This is a genomic window from Vibrio sp. QJM3NY_21 (genome assembly GCF_057785975.1).
Window position 1 is genome coordinate 1,654,529 of record NZ_CM173513.1, and the last position, 20,062, is coordinate 1,674,590.

General features: G+C 44.1%; 17 protein-coding genes. 14 read left to right on the forward strand and 3 right to left on the reverse strand.

Features of this window, described 5'->3' with window-relative positions:
• The first annotated feature begins 33 nt into the window (after nt 1-33).
• The 6 genes from AC3CID_RS07475 (at nt 34) to AC3CID_RS07500 (ending at nt 5,033) form a co-directional block, all read left to right on the forward strand.
• Complete coding sequence (locus AC3CID_RS07475; protein WP_488527282.1) at nt 34-735, forward strand: tetratricopeptide repeat protein; 702 nt, start codon at nt 34-36, stop codon at nt 733-735.
• Complete coding sequence (locus AC3CID_RS07480; RefSeq protein WP_017075053.1) at nt 722-1,204, forward strand: TadE family protein; 483 nt, start codon at nt 722-724, stop codon at nt 1,202-1,204. Before AC3CID_RS07475 ends, AC3CID_RS07480 begins: the two co-directional genes overlap by 14 nt.
• Nucleotides 1,194-1,751, forward strand: a complete 558-nt coding sequence (tadF, locus tag AC3CID_RS07485; protein ID WP_488527283.1) for a tight adherence pilus pseudopilin TadF — start codon at nt 1,194-1,196, stop codon at nt 1,749-1,751. The genes AC3CID_RS07480 and tadF overlap by 11 nt, the downstream gene beginning before the upstream one ends.
• 10 nt (nt 1,752-1,761) lie before the next feature.
• A complete protein-coding gene (locus AC3CID_RS07490; RefSeq protein ID WP_488527284.1) occupies nt 1,762-3,318 on the forward strand; it encodes a TadE/TadG family type IV pilus assembly protein in 1,557 nt (518 codons plus the stop codon).
• A gap of 8 nt (nt 3,319-3,326) precedes the next feature.
• Complete coding sequence (locus tag AC3CID_RS07495) at nt 3,327-3,965, forward strand: OmpA family protein (RefSeq protein WP_488527204.1); 639 nt, start codon at nt 3,327-3,329, stop codon at nt 3,963-3,965.
• 126 nt (nt 3,966-4,091) lie between these two features.
• Complete coding sequence (locus tag AC3CID_RS07500) at nt 4,092-5,033, forward strand: sensor domain-containing diguanylate cyclase (protein WP_488527205.1); 942 nt, start codon at nt 4,092-4,094, stop codon at nt 5,031-5,033.
• Between the two features lie 79 nt (nt 5,034-5,112).
• On the opposite strand, the gene AC3CID_RS07505 is transcribed toward AC3CID_RS07500, so the two are convergent.
• Entirely contained in the window at nt 5,113-6,372 is a 1,260-nt protein-coding gene (locus AC3CID_RS07505) for an adenylosuccinate synthase (RefSeq protein ID WP_488527206.1), read from the reverse strand.
• Between the two features lie 213 nt (nt 6,373-6,585).
• Between AC3CID_RS07505 and AC3CID_RS07510 the strand changes: the two genes are divergently transcribed.
• From AC3CID_RS07510 to AC3CID_RS07525, 4 genes are all read left to right on the forward strand, one after another.
• Nucleotides 6,586-7,458 carry a LysR family transcriptional regulator gene (locus AC3CID_RS07510; RefSeq protein ID WP_488527207.1) on the forward strand — a complete coding sequence of 291 codons (873 nt, stop codon included), beginning with the start codon at nt 6,586-6,588 and terminating at the stop codon, nt 7,456-7,458.
• 281 nt (nt 7,459-7,739) lie between these two features.
• Nucleotides 7,740-8,735: a CDF family Co(II)/Ni(II) efflux transporter DmeF gene (gene dmeF / locus AC3CID_RS07515; protein ID WP_488527208.1), complete on the forward strand. Its 996-nt coding sequence runs from the start codon at nt 7,740-7,742 to the stop codon at nt 8,733-8,735.
• Nucleotides 8,713-9,129, forward strand: a complete 417-nt coding sequence (locus AC3CID_RS07520) for a MarR family winged helix-turn-helix transcriptional regulator (protein WP_017070724.1) — start codon at nt 8,713-8,715, stop codon at nt 9,127-9,129. Before dmeF ends, AC3CID_RS07520 begins: the two co-directional genes overlap by 23 nt.
• Before the next feature lie 617 nt (nt 9,130-9,746).
• Entirely contained in the window at nt 9,747-11,471 is a 1,725-nt protein-coding gene (locus tag AC3CID_RS07525; RefSeq protein WP_488525480.1) for a methyl-accepting chemotaxis protein, read from the forward strand.
• Between the two features lie 146 nt (nt 11,472-11,617).
• On the opposite strand, the gene AC3CID_RS07530 is transcribed toward AC3CID_RS07525, so the two are convergent.
• Complete coding sequence (locus AC3CID_RS07530; protein WP_488527209.1) at nt 11,618-11,857, reverse strand: PAS factor family protein; 240 nt, start codon at nt 11,855-11,857, stop codon at nt 11,618-11,620.
• A 260-nt stretch (nt 11,858-12,117) separates the two neighbouring features.
• On the opposite strand from AC3CID_RS07530, the gene AC3CID_RS07535 reads away from it, so the two are divergent.
• From AC3CID_RS07535 to AC3CID_RS07550, 4 genes are all read left to right on the forward strand, one after another.
• On the forward strand, nt 12,118-13,116 hold the full coding sequence (locus AC3CID_RS07535) for a DHH family phosphoesterase (RefSeq protein WP_488527210.1): 999 nt from the start codon (nt 12,118-12,120) through the stop codon (nt 13,114-13,116).
• A gap of 487 nt (nt 13,117-13,603) precedes the next feature.
• Complete coding sequence (locus tag AC3CID_RS07540) at nt 13,604-15,793, forward strand: immunoglobulin-like domain-containing protein (RefSeq protein WP_488527211.1); 2,190 nt, start codon at nt 13,604-13,606, stop codon at nt 15,791-15,793.
• Between the two features lie 226 nt (nt 15,794-16,019).
• A complete protein-coding gene (locus AC3CID_RS07545; RefSeq protein ID WP_004733932.1) occupies nt 16,020-16,949 on the forward strand; it encodes a LysR family transcriptional regulator in 930 nt (309 codons plus the stop codon).
• A 172-nt stretch (nt 16,950-17,121) separates the two neighbouring features.
• Nucleotides 17,122-19,167: a TonB-dependent receptor domain-containing protein gene (locus AC3CID_RS07550; protein WP_488527212.1), complete on the forward strand. Its 2,046-nt coding sequence runs from the start codon at nt 17,122-17,124 to the stop codon at nt 19,165-19,167.
• A 132-nt stretch (nt 19,168-19,299) separates the two neighbouring features.
• Here the strand turns inward: AC3CID_RS07550 and AC3CID_RS07555 are convergent, their stop codons facing one another.
• Nucleotides 19,300-20,055: a class I SAM-dependent DNA methyltransferase gene (locus AC3CID_RS07555; RefSeq protein ID WP_488527213.1), complete on the reverse strand. Its 756-nt coding sequence runs from the start codon at nt 20,053-20,055 to the stop codon at nt 19,300-19,302.
• Nucleotides 20,056-20,062 lie beyond the last annotated feature (7 nt).

A 20,062-nucleotide genomic window follows, 5' to 3' on the forward strand; every position in this document is an offset into this window, starting at 1 on the left:
ATTGGAAAACGTTTTTGTCTCATTTTGTTGTCGATGAGTGTGTTGGCGGGCTGTCAATCGGCCCCTTCAGCACAAGACTTGCAGCTTGCCGACGTCACTAGCATGGAAAAAGTGAAGAACTATGACGGCTTGATTAGTTATTACAAATCCGAGCTAGAGCAGGGCTCCGAAGACCCAGAGGTAAAAGAGAAACTGGCATGGGCATATTTTCATAAAGGGGATACCGAGTCGGCAGACTTCTATGTTCAACACTTGCAAAAAGAGGGTGTTGAAAATCCCAATTTGTACCAGTTAGAAGGACAAGTGTTTGATGCTAAAAATGACGTTGAAAGAGCCATTGCCGCTTATCTAGCCTCTATCGACGCGGGAAATACAACGGGTCAAATTCATGTCTTGCTTGGCGTGTCATACACCAAAATTGGAAGATTCAACGAAGCGTATCAAGAACTCAACCGAGCCCGATTACGCGGTTACGACGATGTTGTTGTTAAGAACAACATTGCGATGATTCAAATGGCCAATGGCGAGTACCAACAGGCGATCGAAACGTTAGCTCCGGTTTTAAAAGAAGACCCAGCGAATAAGATCGTTAAAGCGAACCTAGCTATCGCACTAATGAAAACCCAGCAAATCGACTCAGCTAAAAAGTTACTCAAAGGCGACTTCTCTGCGGAAGAGATCCAGAGCATTGCCGCTGAATTGACTCAGCTAGGAGTTAACGATGAAGCGTCTTAATAAGCAGAAGGGCGTGACAGCGATTGAGTTTGTGTTGGGTGCGCTTGTTCTGTTTTTCGCCACCTTTGCAATCTTCGAATCAAGTTACCAAATCTACGTTGTGAACATGACAGAGTATTCGCTGAGAGAAACCATCAGGAACACCAAGATATATGAAGGCGAAGGGATCAACGAGCAGTACGAAACTAAGTTCAAATCGTTAATCGAAGATGATGACAATCTTTGGAGTTTCTTAATTGATAGCTCACGTTTCTCTATCGCAGGTCAGTACTTCAAAACCTATGACGATTTTGTCGCGAACAGGGGACACTCTGATCAAGGGTTGAACTTCAATTACGACTTAGCCGAGATCACCGTGACCTACCGCTATACCCCGGTCATTAAACTGGCCGGTGCTGCGGATAGGGATATATCAAGCACTATGGTTTTGAACTTAGAACACGAGGGGTGGGACAATGATGCGCCGTAAACAACGTGTGTCTTACGCGATTCGCCAGCAAGGTTCATTTACCGTTGAATTGTTGTTCATCCTTGTCGCGTTGTGGGGCGTTTACCTCTTTGGGGCAGACTTGAGCAATCAGCTACTCGTGCGTGCCAAGCTCGATCGATCCAGCTTTGCTTTAGTGAATGTGATCAAAGAGCGTACTCGTTATTTTGATGCCGACGTGCTGGCAGGACAAAACCTACCCGTAACTAATCCAGAGTTAGAAGACATGGCTAAAGTGGCAAGTCGCATGCTCAATACACCAGTCGATAACGTGGCGATCAAGATAGAGTCATTGATCAATAAAGTTAATGTCGCCGAATTCTCAACCAGCAAGTACCGAAGCTTAAATTGCCAAACCGATTCGATTCTCACGCATGCGGATCTAGCTCCAGTAGAAAAGGGCGTTGTGTATCCATTATACCGAATCAGTCTTTGTGAAGAGCAAAGCTCTTGGTTCAAGCCCTTCTTCAACAGTGGTACCAGCACCACGGTTAAGATTGGCTCTTCTTCAATCATGCCTGGGAGATAATGAAATGAAAATGCAGCACGACCGTCATATCAATCGCCAGCATCTCAGTCTCCAAAGACAGCAAGGGGTTGCCGCGGTGTGGATGGGCTTATTGCTTGTTCCAATCATGGGCATGACCTTTTGGTCGGTTGAAGGCACACGTTATGTTCAAGAGACTAGCAGATTACGAGATTCAGCAGAGGCCGCTGCGATAGCGGTGACGATTGAAGATCAACCGGATCAGGCTCGTGGGTTAGCGACCAAGTATGTCGAAAACTACGTGCGGGACATCAAATCAACCAACCTTTCTGCCGACCGGTTCCACCAAGCGGAAGACGAGGGCACTGGGGTTCTTGAATACATCCAATACACAGTGAATGCCAAGACGACGCACGACTCTTGGTTCGCGAGTAGCTTTATCCCTTCGTTTGATCAGCAGCAAGACTTAGCGGGACGCTCGTTAGCGAGGAAGTACCCTGTTTATCTTGGTGACAACAACATCGATATTGTTTTTGTGTCGGACTTTTCCGGTTCAATGAATGAAAGGTGGGGTTCAAGTCGACACATCAAAATCGACGATCTAAAGACAGCCATCGATGAAATATCCAGCAAAATTCTTTGCACATCGATTAAACAGGACTACGTCGATGGAGAGTGGAAATACGTTTGTGATGAGCCCGGAGAAGATACAACCGGAGACAAGCTGCTTAATCGAGTTGGCTTTGTGCCTTTTAACGTTCGAACTAGGGAGATCGTCTCAGGAAATCAAGCTCGGGCGACAAGCCAGTTGAGTTATAAAGATAACTATAAAACGAACGTATCACCTTATTCCTACAACGATGTTAACTGGGATTACTGGCGTACCTACTCGCAAAATGAGGTGATCAACTGTGCGAACTGGCAATCATATTGTCCCAATCCAAAATCGGACAATCGACGGTACGCCAAACGCATTCAGGATGTGATTTATCAAGATAATTACTTGGTTGCCGATGTCTACAACTACGTTGATTTCCCGAGTTCAGTATCGACGATGTTTACTGATAAGTCGGGGTTACAGCCTGATTTTTATAGTGTGAGTGGAACAAGTTTATTTAACGCGCATGGTTCTTCCAATTCATCGCAGTTTTCTAACATTCAACTATCGAACAAGCTTTCAGACTTAAATCCGATTAATTCGATGTGGGCAGACGGTGGTACTGCGGCTTTTCAAGGCATATTGAGAGGTTCTCAGGTTCTTCATGATGGTGACCCGAACAGTTCTGATCAAGAAGATCAGCAAGTCTACAACAAGAAAATCAAGATGCTGCTGATCTTAAGTGATGGGCAGGAAAGCCCGAATAACGGCATCCTTAAAGGGTTAGTCGACAGAGGCATGTGTGACAAAGCAAGAGAAGAAATACCAGGTTTATACATAGGTGTCATCGGTATTGATTTTCAAGCATCTCAGCAAAGTGGTTTTCAAGACTGCGTTGTCGACCCAAATGAAGACATCATCGATGTATCTAACCTAGATGAATTGATTGAAAAGATAGAAGAACTCATCCGTAAAGGCTCAAAAACAAGCGGAATAACTAAGTTGTACTAGAGGAAAATATGAAAAAGTTAATGATCAGTTCAATCGTCATATCGACATTGCAATTTAGTCTTATCGCTCATGCAGAAGAAAGTATCAGTACCTATTGCGATACTGCGTTCAATGAATATCAACACAGTGTCACGGTTGATGATGTCGTTGGCATTGCACAGCACAGACAGGGCTTTTTACAAATTGAACAGCCATCTGACAGCAGTGAGCTAAAACAAGCGTTAGCAGGTCAATCCAATCTAGGTATGAACCAGTCAGGATGTAAGACTTGGATCAGTAACCAAGAGCCTAACGGGTTGTTGGCACGACTTCATTTTGGTTTTGACCAACACAACCTATCGCCGATGGGCAGCAAAGCACTGAGCCAACTTGCAGGCGAGTTAAATACTAACGGCAGCGCAATTACGGTGGATGGACACACTGACAGCACCGGCGCAGAAGGTTATAACCAAGCATTGGGGCTTCAAAGAGCACTGACGACGTCGGATGGTTTAATCGCGGATGGTGTAGAGAAGAATCGCCTTGTTATACGCTCATTTGGTGAAAGTAAACCTATTGCGTCCAACGCAACGTCAGAGGGTAGAGCCAAGAATAGACGTTCAGAAATTTGGGCCTCTGCGAATGATGCTTCCGAACTAGAAAACTAGAATGTAGGGCTTGGTTGTTACTTTGTCGTAATAACCACCCTAAGCTATCGCTCTTGGAATTTTTATTACAACGTATACTAATGAATATTCGATTAAGTTTAACCATCTGATACTAAAGAAATATTAATGCTTTTTGATAAGATCTCTTCTGAAGGGATGCAAAGAAATATCGATGTCGATACTTGGGTATCTATATTGGATAACATACGAGACATCATGGACGCATCGAATGCGGGCATCATCATGATCTCTGATTTGAGTTGCTCTGGTTCTGAGAGTGTGTGGAGCTCCTCAAACATATCGTGTAACCAACATAAGAGCAAAATTAGCTTCTTTTGTGAGTATGTGCATAACGAAAATCGCACGGTTTATTTGAGTGGTCATGCTGGTGGTGATTCCGTTTCTGCGAATGGGGCGGATGCCTATAAGTCGTTTTGCGGCGTCCCGGTAAGAGATATCGATGGCGAAGTGTTTGCGGTGCTCTTGGTTTTTGATTTAAGCCCAACAGCGTATACCGAGAGCCAAGTTAGCTTGATTGAAAACATATCGACTCTATTGCGTTCTGAAATTCTATTAAAAGAAGAGAGCCGGATTTTATACAAGAATAGTCATTTTGATATCATGACAACGCTGCTTAATCGAAGGGGCTTTTTCCACGAATTCAATAAAGCAAACATCAGCGATGGTGAGATCGTTTGTTTGTATTTCGACTTGGATAATTTGAAGTACATCAATGATACCTATGGCCACTTCAAAGGTGATGACTATATCTCTGGCTTTGCGTCATGCATAAAAAACAATTCAAAGTACAACATCATATCGGCTAGGGTCGGTGGTGATGAGTTCATCGTCGTCATACATTCAGAAGAGGCTGGTTATGTTTCTGAGTTGATCAATAAAATCCACACTGAATTTGATGACTTCATTGAAAGCTTTCGTTGTGATGATGAGGTGCCACTCGGTTTTTCATATGGTTGTGGTATCGCTGACTCTCGCAGTTTCAACATCATAAATCTAATCAAGTCTTCCGATGAAAACATGTACCTCAATAAGAAAAACAAGATTTAGATGTTCGTGACGGGCGTAAAAAAGCCCACTAGTGTGGGCTTAGATGTAGATGTAGATATGGGTCTAATAGTCTTCTAAACTAAGCTCGAATGATCATTTGTTCGCGCTCTGGACCTACTGATACCATCACGATTGGCACGCCCATCAACTCTTCGATGCGAGTTACGTAATCTTGTGCCGCTTGAGGAAGGCTTTCAAACGTGCGACAACCAGTGATGTCTTCATCCCAACCTGCCATATCTTCATAAACAGGTTTTAGCTCAGCCGTTTGTGGCCAAATCGGGTTCTCAGTGTGTTCACCTGAGTAAGCCGTACAGATCTTAAGTTCAGATAGACCAGATAGGCAATCAATCTTAGTTAGTGCGATTTCAGTCGCGGCTTGCAGGTCAACACCGTTGCGAGTAGCTACTGCATCAAAGTAACCCATATCGCGTGGGCGACCCGTAGTTGCACCATATTCGTTGGAGCTTTCGCGGAAGCTGTCTTGCTCTTCCATTGCTGTAACTAGCGTGCCAGTACCCACAGACGAACTGAACGATTTAGCAACGGCAATAATACGCTCAGGGCGAAGGGCAGGTAAACCGCTACCAATGCCTGCATAAGCTGCGGTTACATTCGAAGACGTTGTCCAAGGGTATTCACCGTAGACAAGGTCACGACCTGCACCTAGCTGAGCTTCAAACAGTAGGTTCGCGTCTTGCGATTGCAGTGCTTTTAGAGGCTCAGTTACGTTGCAGATGAACGGGCGCCAAGCTTTAGTTACTTCAAGTAGCCATTCTGTCATTTCAGAAGCAGTCTGAGATAAGTCACATTGAGGGTATAGCGCTTTAAGTTGAGGCATCTTCCAATCAAGTAGGAATTGAATGCGCTGCTCTAAGATCTCAGGCTGATTTAACCAACCCACAAGAATGCCTTTCTTCATCACACGATCGCCGTACGCTGGTGCGATACCTTGACGTGTTGAGCCATAAGCACCATCGCCCAAACGCTCTTCTTCAAGCGTATCTTCAAGGGCGTGTAAAGGTAGACACAGTGTTGCGCGGTCTGAAATCGCCATTTTCACTTTGATGCCAGCCGCTTGTACTTCTGCAATCTCTTGAGTTAGCGCAGCAGGGCTGATGACCATGCCAGGGCCAAGAACCGCCGTACAATCAGGATTAAAAATACCACTAGGCAGTTGATGCAGTTTGAATGTACCGAAGTCGTTTACTACGGTATGGCCAGCATTGTTTCCGCCTTGAAAGCGAATGCTAGCAGAAGCTTGGTCTGCTAAAAAATCAACGATACGGCCTTTGCCTTCGTCGCCCCAGTTTGCGCCCACAACAACAATAGATGGCATAATTTTTCTCCTGACTGATTGAGAAATCATATTAGGCCCACAAAGTGGATAAGAGAAATTAATTATCTTTATTATCTTGATAAGGATTCCATATATCTTTAAAGTCTTAACTTACAAGCTAGATTCCCTATCACGTTCGTTCCTCACTGTAGGGATTGACGATGGGGCATTCTTTACTTTAGGGAATGATGTAAGTAACACGAGAGAGGGGATATGATGCTCGATATTAATTTGTTGAAGACGTTTGTGACGCTAGCGGAATATAAGCATTTTGGGAAAGCGGCCAATGCACTGCACATGACGCAACCCAATGTGAGTTTGCACCTGAAACAACTAGAACAACAAACACGCATTAAGTTGATAGAACGAAGCCCATTTCAATTGACTCAAGCAGGTGAAAGGCTCCTAGAGACAAGCCAAAGAACGCTACTCGAACTGCAGATTTGTCAGGCCGATCTCAACGCCATTAACGACCTTAAAATAGGGACGTTAACCATTGCCGTAAGTGACATCATTTCTCGATTCTTGCTAATTCGCCCGTTCCAGAAGTTCAAAGCGCAGTATCCCGGCATTGACCTTACGCTCTTGAATACCACCTCATCTCAGGCATCGAGTTTAGTTAAGAACGCTCAGGCGGATATTGGTTTTGTTATCGCCAAAGAACAGCACAACGAGTCATTGTATTTCACTAAACTGCAGGAGCTTTCTTGGTGTGCGCTTGGCGATGGGTTTGATATCCAAGACTCTGACGAAGAGCTCACATTGATTCTACTTGGCCACGATACGAGAACGCGTGACTTCATTGATGAAGGTTTACCGAGCCTTAATCTACCTAGTTATAGGGTGATGGAAGTAGGGAGTGTCGACGCTCAAATCGATTGGGCGGAAGCGGGATTTGGTGTGGCGATTGTTCCTGAATTTGCGGTATCCACCAAGCAGCATCTGCATTCGAAAGTGACACCATTAGCGAACTTTTCTAGTACGAGCCTTGGCTATATTGTTCGGCAGAACCAAGTGTTGTCGAAAGCCACCAAGCAGTTGTTAGGGTGGGTGAATGATGAGATTACTCTGTTGCAAAACCAATAACTCCTTCTGATCTTAGTAGCCCACCTCGTGTGGGCTTTTTTGTGTCTGCAAAGCGCAGCTATTTCACCACCTAATAGGCTGTCGAGCTAATTAGATCTCCCTATAAATTATTACTCTCCCAAATCAGAGCCTCAAAATTCATCGTTGACAATGTTTGATGATCAAACTAAATTCCATTTATTGATTTGATAGTCAAACTACTTGTAAGTCAAAGCACTTTTTTGAGCAAGATTAATCAGTAACGACTCCTAACATTGAACACACGAGCTAAGGACGCCATTTTGAGTTTTCCAACACGTCACCAACACAACTTTTCTTCACATAACAGCCAAGGTGAAAAGCGTACTTTCTACGTTCTCTTGTTAACTATCATCACCATGGTGGTCGAGATCGTTGCCGGTACTATTTACGGTTCTATGGCGTTACTTGCCGATGGTTGGCACATGGGGACGCATGCTGCGGCGTTTGGCATCACCTTATTTGCATACCGATATGCGAAGAAACATGCCGAGAGCGAACGTTTCTCTTTCGGTACTGGCAAAGTCAGTGTGCTAGGGGGCTACACTAGCGCGATTGCATTGGGTATTGTGGCATTATTGATGCTGGTGGAATCAGTGCATCGTTTATTTAACCCACAAGCGATTCAGTTCAATGAAGCGATCATCGTTGCCTGTATTGGTTTAACCGTGAATGTGGTGAGTATGTTTTTACTCGGCGATCACCATCATGATCACGGACACGAGCATGGCCACAATCATAGTAAGAATCACGGTCATTCACATAGTCATGATCACGACAGCGACCAGAGTCATAAACATGGTGTGCACCACGGACACCATCATGATCACAACCTACGCGCAGCCTACATGCATGTGTTGGCGGATACTCTAACTTCGCTGCTTGCGATTGTTGCGCTGCTATTCGGTAAGTTTTACGGTTGGAACTGGTTAGATGCGGCAATGGGTATGGTTGGCGCATTTGTCATTGCTAAGTGGACGATGAACCTAATGAAGCAGACAAGTCCAATCTTGCTCGATCAGAATATCGACGATGAGTACCGTAACGGAATCACTGAAGCTTTAGCTCCTTATGCGACCGTAACCGACTTACACATGTGGAAGGTGAGCGGGCATCACTACTCAGCGGCGATTACTCTTGAATCAAACAGTGACAAAACCGTCTCTGAATATAAACAAATGCTCGCCAAGTTTGATAAGATTAATCATCTTACTCTTGAAGTGCACTCAAACAGCCATGCGAAATATAGAACAGCTTAACCAAATATTGACTGAGTTCTACGATAAAATGTCTTCGTGGGAGCAATCTGTTGTCAAAGAAACGGGTTACTCCTTGGCGCAAGTACATACTATCGAAGTACTTGGTATGCATGGCGCGTTAAGAATGAAAGAGCTCGCTGAAAAGTTGGGTATCACCACGGGTACGCTTACCGTTCAAATCGAAAAGTTGGTTAAAGCTGAGTTGATTGAGCGCCATGAACACCCAACGGATCGTCGTGCGATTGTGGTTGCTTTGACGGATGAAGGGCAGAAGATACACGTTCACCACAACCAGCTTCACTTGAATTTGGTTAATGGACTAACACAAGACATCGAAGAAGATGAGAAAGCGGTGTTATTGAAGTGCCTAACCAAGATGGTAAAAGCGTTTTAGTCAGCCTTGAGTTCGCACCCTAACTCTTTAGCTGCAAAGCGATTGACTAGAAAATAAAAAAATGGACCTGACTCGAATTGAGTAGGTCCATTTTTTTTGCCGTTTACGCTCGACTGTACAATCATCAATAGACGGATTCACTGTTTAAAAACCAAGTCAAAACCTCCAATATTGTGCTTCGCTCGTGCTCTTCTGGAGAGCCAAAAAAATGTCATCATAAATAATGCGTCCGAATGTGCGTCAAAGTCTTTTAATTCAATGCCTTGTATACCATGGCGTTCAAGCTATTTATGTTCCGTCAAATAGCTGTCTCTCACTTTTATCATTCAACTAATGTACATGTATTCAATTTGTGTTATTGATGCTTTTATCTTTAGTGAAAAGATTTATTCTCTGTTTGAATACCATTGAGAATGTCACTGCTGGTGGGCTGAACAGTCGCTAGATTTGGTGCTCATTACTGATACAAATACCATAACAATAACCAGGTCGCACGAGTTGTATTCCATGCTTCGATGCGATCAATTAGATACTCATAGTTAATTTAGTAAAGACGAGCCACGTATATGAATATAAAGAAAAAGCTCTATTCGTTGGGGATGTTCTCCATCTTCGGCATGATTTCACTGTTGTTTACCACATCGCAATTTGCAGACACCACCGCTCAAATGAGCCAAGCCAAACAAATCACCAAAGAACTTGAAGTGCGACTACTTAATCTTCGCCGTAACGAGAAAGATTTCCTATTACGTAGTGATATGAAGTACCTCGCCAAGTTCGACGTAAACTACAATAAATTCTTAGCGTCTGAATCTGAGCTCAATGCAGCGCTCAGTGATTTAGGTTTAGCCAACAGCGCACACCTACGTGAAGATATTGAAACCTACCACACAAGCTTTGTTAACTTAGTAAAAGCGAGTGAAGTGTATGGGTTAGCACGTGACAAAGGCTTGCTAGGCGAGTTTCATACTTTGCTCGATAACATCAGCGCGACAGCCAGTGCTGAACAAAAAATCGAGCTTTACCTGTTCAATGACTTAATTGAAAAGGGTGAGTTTGATCCGAGTGTTCTTTCTATTACCTCTAGTGCTGGAAGCTCAACTGCTTTGATAGATGCTGCGCGCCAAGTGGTTGAACAGAAGCGAGTGATTGGCTTGAAGCACAACGAAGGTCTGCTTGGGCAAGCTCGTTCGGGTTCTCATGCTATCGAAACTCAATTTAAAGAGTTCTCAGCGGTATTAGACCAACAAACCCAACAAGAGATGGACAAACTATCGCTGATCAACAACATCCTTTGCGTCACGCTACTCGTGTCGATCATTCTGTTCAGTTGGTTAATCGTCCGTTCTATTATCGGCAAGATTGAGTCATTACTCTCAGTGATTCGCAACATCGTTGATTCGAACGACGTGTCTATTCGTTCGCACCTTGATGGCAAAGACGAACTGAGCACGTTAGGTCAATACTTCAACCAATTACTTGATCAACTTGAAGGGCTTATTGCAGCATCTCAATCTAAGTCACTGCAACTGACCCAAAGCACGTCGAACATGCATGACGAGCTAGAATCAGTAATCAAACAGTTTGAAGTTCAAGCAAATCACACCTCTACAATGACAACGTCAGTGCAAGAGATGGTACTCACCATTGGTGAAATATCAGAAAGCACATCAGTTGCCGCTGAAGGTGTTCATCAAGCAAAAGTGAATGCCGATAAAGGCCGTGAAGTGGTGGTCGATACGATCAGCAATATTACCCAGTTATCTGAGCGCCTTTCAAGCAGCCAAGATTCAATAAGCTCGCTGAATCATCATGTTGATCAAATCGGCGATGCAGTAAACATCATCCAAGGCATTGCAGAACAAACCAACTTGCTGGCACTGAACGCAGCTATTGAGGCAGCTCGTGCCGGTGAACAAGGCCGAGGCTTTGCCGTGGTTGCGGATGAGGTTCGCGCTCTTGCAAGCAGAACGCACCAATCAACGACTGAAATTACCAGTGTAGTAACGGCAATTCAAAGCCAAATGAACGCTTCGATGACCGAAATTGGTGAATGTAACCAACAAGGTCAACTGACTCTGAAAGATTCGGAAGAGCTCGATGCTAGCCTGCAGCTTATCTTAAGCGATATGGAAAGCATCCAAGGTAACTCTGAGCGTATCGCATCAGCAATTGAAGAGCAGGGTGCTGTTATGGCACAAGTGAGCGACTCAATCACTGAGCTGAACACTATCTCGAACGACAATAACGCTTCGGCGCAGCATTGCTTAGTTGAAGTGGATAAAGTCGCAGAGCAAGCCCATGAGATGGATAAAGCGGTGGCGCAGTTCAAGACCTCTTAAACATTTAGAGTAAACTAAACCAAAGGCGTGGATCATCTGCGCCTTTTTTGTGCCTAAAATTCAACTAGATAAATGACGAGAATAAAAAAACGGCCCTATCTGGGGGAAGATAAGGGCCGCTATGTTACGTTTTTAAAAAGGGGGAATTACTTGTTTCGGCCTTCCAGCACATCAAGTGCCAGCTCAACCGCTTTATCAATATTGCCGCATCCCGCTAATTTACCTGAACTGATTGGACCAAGCACATTAGCGTATAACGAGAGCTGCTTATTAAATGGCAGGCTCAACTGCTTATATAAACGCTGGCGAATCTCGGCGTGTTGCTCAGGAGCGTGAGCAGCAAGGCTTTTCAAAGTGTCATAAACAAGAGTGGTGGTAGTGTTCATTCGTCTCTTTATCATTAAGTGGGAGGCGTCTATTTTATAACCTTTATAGGTACTTTTACTGTGATATAAGTCATACAATATTATTAATGTTTTTGCGACTTATCAATCGAATGAGAATAAGGCATTCCAAAATAGACTTAAGTATCTGTGAAATAAAGCTAAAATGGACGGCAGACTATCGAGGAAACGAACGTATTGGTGTGAGCCATGCCATTGGTTTGTTTCAGGTAAACGGTTAAATCTTGCGGAAAAGGAACAACATGCACTACGACGTATTTAATGGAGATGCAGACGGCATCATCGCTTTACTGCAACTGCGCTTAAACGAGCCGAAAGAAAGTGTACTGATCACTGGTGTAAAGCGTGATATTAAGTTGGTCTCTCAAGTTGTTACTCAAATTATTGAGTCGGGTAAGCAAGGTGACATTTCTTCCGTTACCGTTTTAGATGTGTCGATGGAGAAAAACTTATCTGCATTGCACTCACTGCTGGACGCCAACATCAATGTATTTTATTGCGATCATCATCGAACTGGTGAGGTACCTGACTCTAGCTATTTGGATACTCTGATTGATACCGCGCCAGAGAGCTGCACGAGCTTGCTGATTAACCAGAAACTGAATGGTGCGCATGTGGCTTGGGCAATCGCGGCTGCTTTTGGTGATAACCTAAAAACAGTGGCCGCGCGGCTAGCGGATGAAAATGGATTCGATCAATCTCAAACAGAGTTTTTAGAAGAGCTAGGTACCTTGGTTAACTACAATGGTTACGGTTCTTCTCTAAGCGATTTGCATTTCACGCCAGTTGAGCTCTACCAAACCCTTTATCAATACCCGAACCCATTTGACCTTTTAGATGATAAAAACTCTGTGTTTTATCGACTACGATCTGCTTATCAAAATGACCGCCAGCAACTATCAAACCTTGCTCCTGTTTATGAAAGTGACGTCGCACGTGTGTTTGAACTGCCAGGTGAGACTTGGGCAAGGCGTATCAGTGGCGTATTTGGTAATGAAATCGTTAATCAAGATCCAAACCGAGCGCAAGCAGTATTAACGAAAAACCAAGATGGCGAGTCTTACACGGTGAGCTTACGGGCACCATTATCAAACAGAACGGGTGCAGACGAAATTTGCTCAAGCTTTGAAACGGGTGGAGGAAGAAAAGCAGCGGCTGGTATTAATCAGCTTAATGAACTTGATAAGGTGAATTTTATTTCACTATTGGATGCATATTATTCATCTGGTGCTGAGGGTTAACTGAAAAATCCCTGAGGTATACATCCAAAATTCCACAAATTTTCACTCCTATATTCCGTTATACGTGTGTATCTCTAGCACATGTATGACGACTATATCCAAGCTATTTTAGTGATGTCACTCGCAATGGTATCTGGTCTGAGGTCAGTAATTACGGTGTGTTTGGATCGATTTTTGTCGATTTAAAGTTCGTTTTTTCTTATTGGTGATTTTTTACATTTTCGGTTAATTATCTATGTGAATTAAGGTTGATTAAATATTTGCATGGTCAATGTGTTCGGCCGAAAATAACAGCTTTTAGCATTTCATTTTGAATGAAAAGTCAAAATCATATTGATTCTGATATTCAATCTGTGACTTAAAATCACAAGTTAAATCAAAGGTCATCTTTTCCTATAAATTCCATTACTTCTCTATAAATATTCCTGATTACAATGAATTGGTTCGGTTGTGATTGGCACAGCTGTTAAGTAAGGAAGTGGGACTAATGTTGAAACGTAAAGCTCTACAATTAGCTGTATCGGTCGGCATGGCCGCAATGTCTGGCGCTGTTTATGCGAATGGTTCAGATATGACGAATCCAGATTCTGGTGTCGTGGTCGGTTATTGGCACAACTGGTGTGACGGTGGCGGCTACCAAGGTGGTAATGCGCCTTGTGTGACGCTGGATGAAGTAAACCCAATGTATAACATCGTGAATGTGTCATTCATGAAGGTTTACGATGTGGCTGATGGTCGAATCCCAACTTTTAAACTGGACCCAACCGTTGGGTTATCAGAAGAACAATTTATTGACCAAATTGCCGAACTCAACAAGCAAGGCCGTTCTGTACTGATAGCGCTGGGCGGTGCTGATGCACACGTAGAACTTGAAACGGGTGATGAAAGAGCCTTTGCTGATGAGATAATCCGCCTTACTGAGCGTTACGGTTTCGATGGCCTAGACATCGACCTTGAACAAGCAGCGGTAACCGCAGCAAACAACCAAACGGTCATTCCTGACGCACTTAAGCTAGTAAAAGATCACTACCGTGCCGAAGGTAAAAACTTCCTTATTACTATGGCGCCTGAGTTCCCGTATCTAACGACAGGCGGTAAGTACGTTCCTTATATCGATAATCTAGAAGGTTATTACGACTGGATTAACCCACAGTTCTACAATCAAGGTGGCGACGGTATCTGGGTTGACGGTGTGGGCTGGATTGCTCAAAACAACGATGCATTAAAAGAAGAATTCATCTACTACATCTCTGATTCTCTGATCAACGGAACGCGCGGTTTCCACAAAATTCCACATGACAAGTTGGTGTTTGGTATTCCTTCTAGCATTGATGCTGCAGCGACGGGCTTTGTGCAAGATCCTCAAGATTTATACGACGCGTTCGAGACCTTAACGACTCAAGGCCAACCCCTGCGTGGTGTAATGACTTGGTCTATCAACTGGGACATGGGCACTAACAAAAACGGTCAACAATACAACGAGCAGTTTATTAAAGACTACGGCCCGTTTGTACACGGTCAAGTGACGCCACCTCCAGTCGAGGGTGAGCCAGTTCTTAAAGGTGTCGAAAATACGCGTGTTCTTCACGGCACAACGTTTGACCCAATGGAAGGCGTAACGGCAACAGACAAAGAAGACGGCGATCTAACGTCATCAATCGATGTTGAAGGTTACGTTGAAACCAGTGTGATTGGCACTTACGTTTTGACTTACCGAGTGAAAGACAGCGATAACAACGAAACCACTAAAGCGAGAACGGTAGAGGTTTACAGCCAGAAGCCTGTGTTTAATGGTGTGTCTGATACGACTGTTGTGTTGGGAACTGCATTTGATGCTATGGCAGGCGTAACGGCGAATGATGCTGAAGATGGCGACCTAACAAGCACCGTCACACACACTGGCAGTGTTGATGTGAACGAAATAGGCAACTACACGCTTGTGTATAGCGTAACAGACAGCGCGAACCAAACTGTAACCGCTGAGCGTAAAGTGTCTGTGACGGATGGTTCTAACTGTGCTGCTGCATGGGATGCCGACACCGTTTATGTTGAAGGTGATCAAGTATCTCACGACGGTTCAACGTGGGGAGCGGGTTGGTACACTCGTGGCGAAGAGCCAGGAACGACAGGTGAGTGGGGCGTTTGGAGAAAAGTTTCAGACTCTTCATGTGGTGGTAACCCAGATCCGGGTGATGACTTAGAGCTTGCAGTTTCAGGCCTTCAGTCAGAATATGCGCCAGATAACGGCAATGTTCGTTTAGATCTGACACTGACATCAAATGAAGCGTTAGATGTTACCGCTATGGTGATCAACAGTGCAGGTACTGTGGTTGAGCAAACTCAGGTTAACTTAACGGACAGCCGCGCTATTACCATGGACTTATACGATGTAGCGGAAGGGCAATATGCACTTGAAGTGGTCGGTAAAGCATCTGACGGTGAAATGGTGATGGTAAACGATTCTTTCGCTGTTAAAGACGGCGGCGGTACAACACCTCCTCCAGGTGATTACCCTCCATATGAAGCGGGTACAAACTACGCAGCAGGTGACATTGTGGTCGGCAGCGATAATGGTCTATACGAATGTAAGCCTTGGCCATACACGGCTTGGTGTGCAAGTGCATCTTACGCACCAGCAGATAGCCAATATTGGCAAGATGCTTGGACAAAGCTGTAGTCTGATAGCTCAACGTTAGCAATATAAAGTAGACGATCAAAGAGAGGCCATTGTGCCTCTCTTTTTAATTGTCTCCTTCTGATTTAGAGCTTCAAACCTTTCCTAACCTCAAACTCAGTTCTGCATTTTGCTCTAGATCAAAATAAGAGTGATTATCAATTGTATTAATTAGGTGGTAGATGCACTATGCGCACACTGAATTTTCTCTGTTATGAATATTTGCATAATGAATCTTGCCCAAGTCGACCTAAACCTACTCGTTATTCTTAAACACCTTCTTGAAGAGAAGCACGTTTCTAACACGGCGTTGGCGCTGGATATGAGCCAACCTACGGTGAGCCGTTCTCTACAAAAACTTCGCACTGTGTTCAACGATGATTTGTTGGTGCGAGCTGCTTATGGCTATGAACTGACCCCGAAAGCAGAGGTCATCAAGCAAGACCTCAACTCTGTGCTTACGCGCCTTGAGAAACTGGTTCACGGAGACGTGTTTGAACCACAAACGAGTGATAGTACGGTTCGTTTTTTTGGTTTGGTTCCTCAGGTTTCACACCTTTTGCCTAAAGTAGTGGCACAAATTCGCCAGCAAGCGCCGAATATGGTTGTCGATATCGACTCGATTCCTAAACGACACTTTGAGCCCCTGTTATCCGGTGATGCGCATTTTGTGTTGTCGACGCATGAGCCATTAAGTTCTGAACAAAACCTGTATCGAATGTTCGTAATCAGTCGCGATTATCGGTTATTAATGAGCAAGGACCATCCTCTGGCGGACAAAGAGATCACCGTTGATGACTTGTTGAATAGCCAACTTGGCCAAATCTCACTGCAAGGGGATAAGAAGCTCTCGATCGAAAGTCGATTTAAAGATCTTGGTTTGATTGATAAGCAGCGCCAACTATCGATCCCAATTCAGTTGTCCAACTTCAATATTGCTGCGGATATTGCGGAGACGACCGACATCATCTTTCACTTGCCGACACCATTTGCGACACAAGCTGCCAATCAACGAGATTTAATTTGTAAACGCGTTCCCAAAGCGATCAGAAGCCCATCAGAAGATGTTTATCTCTATTGGCATAAACGTTTCCATAATGACCCTATGTGTCGTTGGGTTCGTGATTTATTTAAAGAGATATACACCCAATCTATCTAGGTGGTGAATGCTATTGAGGTCATGCTATTGAAATGAATATGTATTGGTTTCATTATTTGAAAATTGAATAACGAGAATCAATTTTTGGTATGAAACTTTCATTGATAAGAGTGGTAACTGGTCGTTTAATACAAACCATTATCATTACCAATCGCATATAAGAATGAATATCATGTCTGAGAGATCTCTTTTGATTCGCAAACCTCTTTTGGTTCGTAAACCCCTTTCGATCGCAGTCGCTGTTATTTGTACCTCACTTTCGGCTAACGTGTTGGCGCAAGAAGAAGCGCAAGTAACAGATGAGCAAATGGTTGTTACGGCAACTCGTACTGAAATGGCACTAAAACAAGCGCCGGCTTCAATGTCAGTGATCACCGCTCAAGACATTGAAGACAGCCCTGGTATTACCTTGGCTGACATCGTTGCAGAATCAACCAGTGTCGAATCTGACTTTGATAGCACACGGGCTGGCCGTCAGATGATCTCTATTCGTGGTATGGATTCAGATTACACGCTTATCATGGTGAATGGCCGTCGTCTAAGCTCGGCGAGTGCCATCATCCGTGGTAACGACTTCGACTTATCGACTATTCCTGCTGATTCAATCGAACGTGTTGAAATCATCCGTGGTCCAATGTCTGCACTTTATGGTTCAGATGGCATGGGTGGCACAATCAACATCATCACCAAGGCTCCTGAAAATGATTGGAGCTCTACGTTAAGCATGGACACTTCATCTCCGTTAGACGGTGATGGTGGAGAAGAGTACTCGATGGGCTTCACAACATCGGGCGCGTTAATTGAAGACGAGTTGTTTGCTCGCCTATCTGTTAACCAAACTAGCCGTGATGCTTGGCAACCCTATTCTGGTACGCATAGCTCTGGTTACGATCGTTTAGACATTACTGCGTTAGAAGAAAGAGAGACATTAAGCTTACTCGCAAGCCTAACTTGGAATGCGACAGACAACCAAACGATCGACTTTGATTTTGGGTACAGCGACGACGAACGTGAGTCATCCGCTGAAAACTTAAGTTCTGTAATTGAATCAGATACACAAGTAGTGCGCCAGAGCCAAGCGATTACACATAGTGGCTTTTGGAGTTGGGGTGATACAAAAGTTCGCTACTCGCGCGAAAATGTGACTGACAACGACGCTGCGGATTCTGATACTAACTACAGCAGTGACGTAGAAGAGTTAACTCAAATAGCAGAAGCATCAGCGACGACTTATCTTGGTGATAATCATACCGTAACGTTTGGTATGGACTATCAGTTGAGCGAATTAACCAACAAAGAAAACTTGGTCAATGGCACATCAGAAGCGTATCAAGGCGCGTTATTTGTTCAAGACCAATGGCTGATGACTGAACAACTAACCGCAACCATCGGTGGTCGTTTAGATAAGCACGAATTGTACGGTGAAGAGTTTAGTCCTCGTGTGTATTTGGTGCACCAAACAACGAATGACCTGATCATTAAGGGTGGCGTGGGTAAAGCATTTAAAGCACCAACATTGACTCAAAACCAAGCCGACTACACAGTTAACAGTTGTAAAGGTGCTTGTGATTTATATGGCAATGAAGACCTGAAGCCTGAAACGAGCTGGAACTATGAGATTGCAGCGATATACAGCCAACCTCGTTGGAACGTTGAAGGTGCCTTGTTCCGCAATGAAATCAATGACCTTATTGATCGTGATGAAACCTACTGCGAGAACGGCGGAATGTTTGAATCGGGTAAAGGGTGTGCCGATAGTTCTAGCTCAACTGGCTATGTGAAAGGCAAACGTACTTATACCAATGTGTCTGAGGCTGTGGTTCAAGGTGCTGAGCTTACTGGCCAATTCCAAATAACGGATGAATGGGGCGTATCTGGTAACTACACTTTCTTAGACACTGAAGATAAGTCTACTGGTGAAGAACTGCTTGAGCGTTACAAGCACTCGGGTTTAGTTAAACTGAACTGGAGCCCAACTTACGACCTGAACACCTTTGTTAGTGCGCGTTACCGAGGTGAGCGTAATATCGAAACTGATTTGACTCAAGAAGCATACACTACGCTAAATATTGGTGGGGTATACAACATTAATGATTCGGTTAGAGTACGCGCAGGCATTACTAACTTGACTGACGAAGCGGTATCACAAGAGCTAGAGAGCATGGGTTATGTTGAAGAGCCACGCACTTATTACTTAGGTATGACCGCTGACTTCTAATCGAGAGTTCGCACACCGATAGCTTGATACAAAAGAACCCACACTGGCTGGATGCTCGATAAAGAGTACGGCGAGTGCGGGTTCTTTTTTGTCTGTGCTTGAATCTGGCTAATTCGTTTTGTATCGACGGACCTAGATTTTTACACAAGCGATCAGAGCATTACCTGATTTGGTATCCCAAGGTAACAGCTTGTCATAATCGTGCTCAAAAATATGAACCTCAAAGTAGGGCTTCAATATCTCGATCAACTCCTTAAACGAGAATGCCACCATCGGGTGTTCATCATTCCAAACTTGCGTCTTACCAGCTGTTGTCTTTTCGATACTGAGTTTTAACGCCTGCTTGTCACCCTTGCCAGAGTAATACCAGCCGGAGCTGAACGTGAAATCATCTTGTTCAAGATTGGTGGTGTGTCGAACAAAAAGATCATTGCTGATCTTGTCTTTATCCACCACATTAAAACAGAAAATTCCCTCTGGTTTTAAAGCGCGATGTACGCTCTCAACACATTCTTTTAGCTTCTCGAAACCATCGTTGTAATGGATTGAGTATAAGAAGCAGGTGATCAAATCCAGAGGTTCTGCCACTTCAAAACTGCTCATGTTTTGCACCGAGAAATGGGCTTCGGGGCAGCGAACCTGAGCGATATCTAGCATTGGCGCGTTGAGATCGAGTCCATTACTTTGGTAACCAAAATCGATAAAGTGACGAACGTGTGGACCAGTGCCGCAAGCTAAGTCGAGGTGAGTCTTTCCACCATTCCCGAAAATTTGATGTAGCCTACGTACGCAGTTACTTTGCGCTTGATAGTCAATATCAACACACATTAAATCGTAGTAACTGGATAGGTCGGTATAAAGTGCGTTGGAAGAAATAGTAGCTGACATATTGGCG